At 52.4% G+C, this 5,588-nt stretch carries 2 tRNA genes and 2 rRNA genes; all 4 read right to left on the minus strand.

What is annotated here, in order from left to right:
* Positions 1-71: 71 nt before the first annotated feature.
* The 4 genes from F0M18_RS19860 to F0M18_RS19875 all read right to left on the minus strand — a co-directional run bounded on the left by F0M18_RS19860 (position 72) and on the right by F0M18_RS19875 (position 5,369).
* Positions 72-2,977: ribosomal RNA gene (locus tag F0M18_RS19860) — 23S ribosomal RNA — on the minus strand.
* 345 nt (positions 2,978-3,322) lie between these two features.
* Positions 3,323-3,398, minus strand: a tRNA-Ala gene (locus tag F0M18_RS19865).
* 123 nt (positions 3,399-3,521) lie between these two features.
* Positions 3,522-3,598 (minus strand) — tRNA-Ile (locus F0M18_RS19870).
* Positions 3,599-3,835: 237 nt separating this feature from the next.
* A 16S ribosomal RNA gene (locus F0M18_RS19875) occupies positions 3,836-5,369 on the minus strand.
* The 16S and 23S rRNA genes sit together here with 2 tRNA genes alongside, the layout of an rRNA operon.
* Positions 5,370-5,588: the final 219 nt, after the last annotated feature.

A 5,588-nucleotide genomic window follows, 5' to 3' on the forward strand; every position in this document is an offset into this window, starting at 1 on the left:
TAACGCCCTTACTGCATCCCCGACTACAGCAGCCAGGAACAACGGTAAAGCCGTCAAATAACTTGGATTATATGGTCAAGCCTCACGGGCAATTAGTACTGGTTAGCTCAACGCCTTACAACGCTTCCACACCCAGCCTATCAACGTCCTAGTCTTGGACGGCCCTTCAGGACCCTCAAGGGGTCAGGGAGAACTTATCTTGGGAGGGGCTTCCCGCTTAGATGCTTTCAGCGGTTATCCTGTCCGAACGTAGCTACCGGGCAATGCGTCTGGCGACACAACCCGAACACCAGAGGTTCGTCCACTCCGGTCCTCTCGTACTAGGAGCAGCTTCCCTCAATTCTCCAACGCCCACGGCAGATAGGGACCGAACTGTCTCACGACGTTCTAAACCCAGCTCGCGTACCACTTTAAATGGCGAACAGCCATACCCTTGGGACCGGCTTCAGCCCCAGGATGTGATGAGCCGACATCGAGGTGCCAAACACCGCCGTCGATGTGAACTCTTGGGCGGTATCAGCCTGTTATCCCCGGAGTACCTTTTATCCGTTGAGCGATGGCCCTTCCATTCAGAACCACCGGATCACTAAGACCTACTTTCGTACCTGTTCGTCTTGTCAGACTCACAGTCAAGCGCGCTTGTGCCTTTACACTAACCTCATGATTTCCGACCATGATTAGCGCACCTTCGTGCTCCTCCGTTACTCTTTGGGAGGAGACCGCCCCAGTCAAACTACCCACCACACACTGTCCTCGATCCGGATAACGGACCTAAGTTAGAACCCCAACGTTACCAGGCTGGTATTTCAAGGTTGGCTCCACGACAGCTAGCGCCATCGCTTCAAAGCCTCCCAGCTATCCTACACAAGTAAAGTCAGAGTCCAGTGTGAAGCTGTAGTAAAGGTTCACGGGGTCTTTCCGTCTAGCCGCGGGTACACTGCATCTTAACAGCGATTTCAATTTCACTGAGTCTCGGGTGGAGACAGTGTGGCCATCGTTACGCCATTCGTGCAGGTCGGAACTTACCCGACAAGGAATTTCGCTACCTTAGGACCGTTATAGTTACGGCCGCCGTTTACCGGGGCTTCGATCAAGAGCTTCTCCGAAGATAACCCCATCAATTAACCTTCCGGCACCGGGCAGGCGTCACACCCTATACGTCCACTTACGTGTTTGCAGAGTGCTATGTTTTTAATAAACAGTCGCAGCCACCTGGTCACTTCGGCCAGCCTCAGCTTAGGGAGCAAGTCCCATCACCAAAACCGGCGTACCTTCTCCCGAAGTTACGGTACCATTTTGCCTAGTTCCTTCACCCGAGTTCTCTCAAGCGCCTTGGTATTCTCTACCTGATCACCTGTGTCGGTTTACAGTACGGTTCCTCATTATCTGAAGCTTAGAGGCTTTTCTTGGAAGCATGGCATCAACCACTTCACTCGCGGGTTTCCCCTTGAGCTCGTCATCAGCTCTCGGCCTTAAGATCCCGGATTTACCTAAGATCTCAGCCTACAACCTTAAACGCGGACAACCAACGCCGCGCTGGCTTAGCCTTCTCCGTCCCCCCATCGCAATAATAAGAAGTGCAGGAATATTAACCTGCTTCCCATCGACTACGCATTTCTGCCTCGCCTTAGGGGCCGACTCACCCTGCGCCGATTAGCGTTGCGCAGGAAACCTTGATCTTCCGGCGGGGAGGTTTTTCACCCCCCTTATCGTTACTCATGTCAGCATTCGCACTTCTGATACCTCCAGCAAACCTCCCGGTTCACCTTCAACGGCTTACAGAACGCTCCTCTACCATGCGTGCAAGCACGCATCCGCAGCTTCGGTTACCAGTTTAGCCCCGTTACATCTTCCGCGCAGGCCGACTCGACTAGTGAGCTATTACGCTTTCTTTAAAGGGTGGCTGCTTCTAAGCCAACCTCCTAGCTGTCTAAGCCTTCCCACATCGTTTCCCACTTAACTGGTATTGGGGACCTTAGCTGGCGGTCTGGGTTGTTGCCCTCTCGACGACGGACGTTAGCACCCGCCGTCTGTCTGCCGTGATTGTACTCCTGGGTATTCGGAGTTTGCATCGGGTTGGTAAGTCGGGATGACCCCCTAGCCGAAACAGTGCTCTACCCCCCAGGGTAAGACACGACGCTCTACCTAAATAGATTTCGAGGAGAACCAGCTATCTCCGGGCTTGATTAGCCTTTCACTCCGATCCACAGGTCATCCCCTAACTTTTCAACGTTAGTGGGTTCGGTCCTCCAGTCAGTGTTACCTAACCTTCAACCTGCCCATGGATAGATCGCCCGGTTTCGGGTCTATTGCCTGCAACTAAATCGCCCTATTAAGACTCGGTTTCCCTACGCCTCCCCTAAACGGTTAAGCTTGCTACAAACAATAAGTCGCTGACCCATTATACAAAAGGTACGCAGTCACAGGACAAGCCTGCTCCCACTGCTTGTACGTATACGGTTTCAGGTTCTATTTCACTCCCCTCTCCGGGGTTCTTTTCGCCTTTCCCTCACGGTACTGGTTCACTATCGGTCAGTCAGTAGTATTTAGCCTTGGAGGATGGTCCCCCCATCTTCAGTCAAGATAACACGTGTCCCGACCTACTTGTCGCAAGCTCAGTACCACTAAAGTGTTTTCGTGTACGGGGCTATCACCCTCTATCGCCGGACTTTCCAGACCGTTCCACTAACACTAAAGCTATTACTTGCAGGCTGATCCCCGGTCGCTCGCCGCTACTGGGGGAATCTCAATTGATTTCTGTTCCTAAGGGTACTTAGATGTTTCAGTTCCCCTCGTTCGCCCCTTTAACCTATGTATTCAGTTAAAGGTACCTGGCTTACACCAGGTGGGTTTCCCCATTCGGACATTCCCGGATCAAAGGTTGGTTGCTACCTCCCCGAGACTTTTCGCAAGCTCCAACGTCCTTCATCGCCTCTGACTGCCAAGGCATCCACCGTATACGCTTAGTCACTTGACCATATAACCGAAGTTATCTGTCCAAGAAGACATTTCCCTGACCCCCTTTGGCAAAGGCCAGGTACTTAGTAGATGTNCACCGATCAAAGTGCACACCCGCCGGATGTTGTGACGCTTAAGTCACAGTGTTTATTACAACTCGTTGTAGCAGCGGGGAATTGAAACCCGCCACTACAGAACAATTATCTATGAACTGTGTCATCCACCCCTACCGCTGGTGTACGACCTCAGTCCAAAGACTCAGCTTGATTTACCTTGTTAAAGAACATTTCCGGTGTAAAACCAGAAAGAAGCGCTCAATAAGCACTTCTTTCTGACTTCAGTGATGCGGACTCTGCAGAGAGTGTGGTGGAGCTATGCGGGATCGAACCGCAGACCTCTTCCGTGCAAGGGAAGCGCTCTCCCAGCTGAGCTATAGCCCCAAAATAGTGTCGTCAGCAACCACGTAGCCTGCCAAGTAAACCAAATGCGTGTTAATCGAGGCGTGGAATGGCGACGCATAGCACGCTATGCGAGTCATTTCACAACGAAGAGTAACGCGTATTTGGTAGGCCTGGGCAGATTTGAACTGCCGACCTCACCCTTATCAGGGGTGCGCTCTAACCAACTGAGCTACAGGCCTGTTTTGACTGGTCTGCGTACGCCCTGGCGGCGTTATTTTGCTCGTTCAATCGGTCACATACTATTCGTATGCTCCCTCTTTCACTCTCAAAAAGCCTTACCAGATCGCCCGCATCCTGCGCCAAAACCCTAACCTTGAGATAAGGGCCTTACAGGTGCGCTCGTGATCTCTTTCGCATCAACCGAATAAGACAAAGACAAATGTGTGAACACTTGAAGGAATAACGTCACTATCGTTTAAGGAGGTGATCCAGCCCCAGGTTCCCCTAGGGCTACCTTGTTACGACTTCACCCCAGTCATGAATCACTCCGTGGTGATCGCCCTCCCGAAGGTTAGGCTAACCACTTCTGGAGCAACCCACTCCCATGGTGTGACGGGCGGTGTGTACAAGGCCCGGGAACGTATTCACCGTGACATTCTGATTCACGATTACTAGCGATTCCGACTTCATGGAGTCGAGTTGCAGACTCCAATCCGGACTACGAAACGTTTTGTGGGATTCGCTCCCCCTCGCGGGTTTGCTGCCCTCTGTGCGTTCCATTGTAGCACGTGTGTAGCCCAGGTCGTAAGGGCCATGATGACTTGACGTCGTCCCCACCTTCCTACGGTTTGTCACCGTCAGTCTCCCTAGAGTTCTCAGCATTACCTGCTAGCAACTAGGGACAGGGGTTGCGCTCGTTACGGGACTTAACCCAACATCTCACGACACGAGCTGACGACAGCCATGCAGCACCTGTCACAGAGCTCCCGAAGGCACCAATCCATCTCTGGAAAGTTCTCTGGATGTCAAGACCTGGTAAGGTTCTTCGCGTTGCATCGAATTAAACCACATGCTCCACCGCTTGTGCGGGCCCCCGTCAATTCATTTGAGTTTTAACCTTGCGGCCGTACTCCCCAGGCGGTCTACTTAGTGCGTTAGCTGCGCCACTAAGAAATCAAGTCTCCCAACGGCTAGTAGACATCGTTTACGGCGTGGACTACCAGGGTATCTAATCCTGTTTGCTCCCCACGCTTTCGCACCTCAGCGTCAGTATCGAGCCAGGAGGCCGCCTTCGCCACCGGTATTCCTCCACATATCTACGCATTTCACCGCTACACGTGGAATTCTACCTCCCTCTCTCGTACTCTAGTTATCCAGTATCGAGTGCAGTTCCCAGGTTGAGCCCAGGGCTTTCACATCCGACTTAAATAACCGCCTACGCGCGCTTTACGCCCAGTAATTCCGATTAACGCTCGCACCCTCCGTATTACCGCGGCTGCTGGCACGGAGTTAGCCGGTGCTTCTTCTAAAGGTAATGTCAGGGCTACAGGCTATTAACCTGCAGCTTTTCTTCCCAATTGAAAGTGCTTTACAACCCTAAGGCCTTCTTCACACACGCGGCATGGCTGCGTCAGGCTTTCGCCCATTGCGCAATATTCCCCACTGCTGCCTCCCGTAGGAGTCTGGGCCGTGTCTCAGTCCCAGTGTGGCTGATCATCCTCTCAGACCAGCTATGGATCGTCGCCTTGGTGGGCCTTTACCCCACCAACTAGCTAATCCAACGCAGGCTCATCCAATAGCGCGAGGCCCGAAGGTCCCCCGCTTTCCCCCGTAGGGCGTATGCGGTATTAGCATGGTTTTCACCATGTTGTCCCCCACTACTGGGTAGATTCCTACGCGTTACTCACCCGTCCGCCGCTGTACTCACCCCGAAGGGCTTTCTCGCTCGACTTGCATGTGTTAGGCCTGCCGCCAGCGTTCAATCTGAGCCATGATCAAACTCTTCAGTTTAAATCTTTTACCTCCGCACTTTACCAGCTACAGGAGGGGTCGTTTGCGCTGCTTTTCCCGAAGGAAAGCCCTCGCGATAACAACCAAATCAGAGGCTCAGATACAATTCGAAATCAATGTTCCATAAAACTATGAATCAATGGTCACTTGTTGTATCTGAATAGTCGTGACAACTATCCCAACAAGTGCCCACACATCTGTCTTCGTCTTCTTGTTAAG

The organism is Pseudohalioglobus sediminis, from assembly GCF_008370495.1.
In the GTDB taxonomy this organism is placed as follows: Bacteria; Pseudomonadota; Gammaproteobacteria; order Pseudomonadales; family Halieaceae; genus Halioglobus.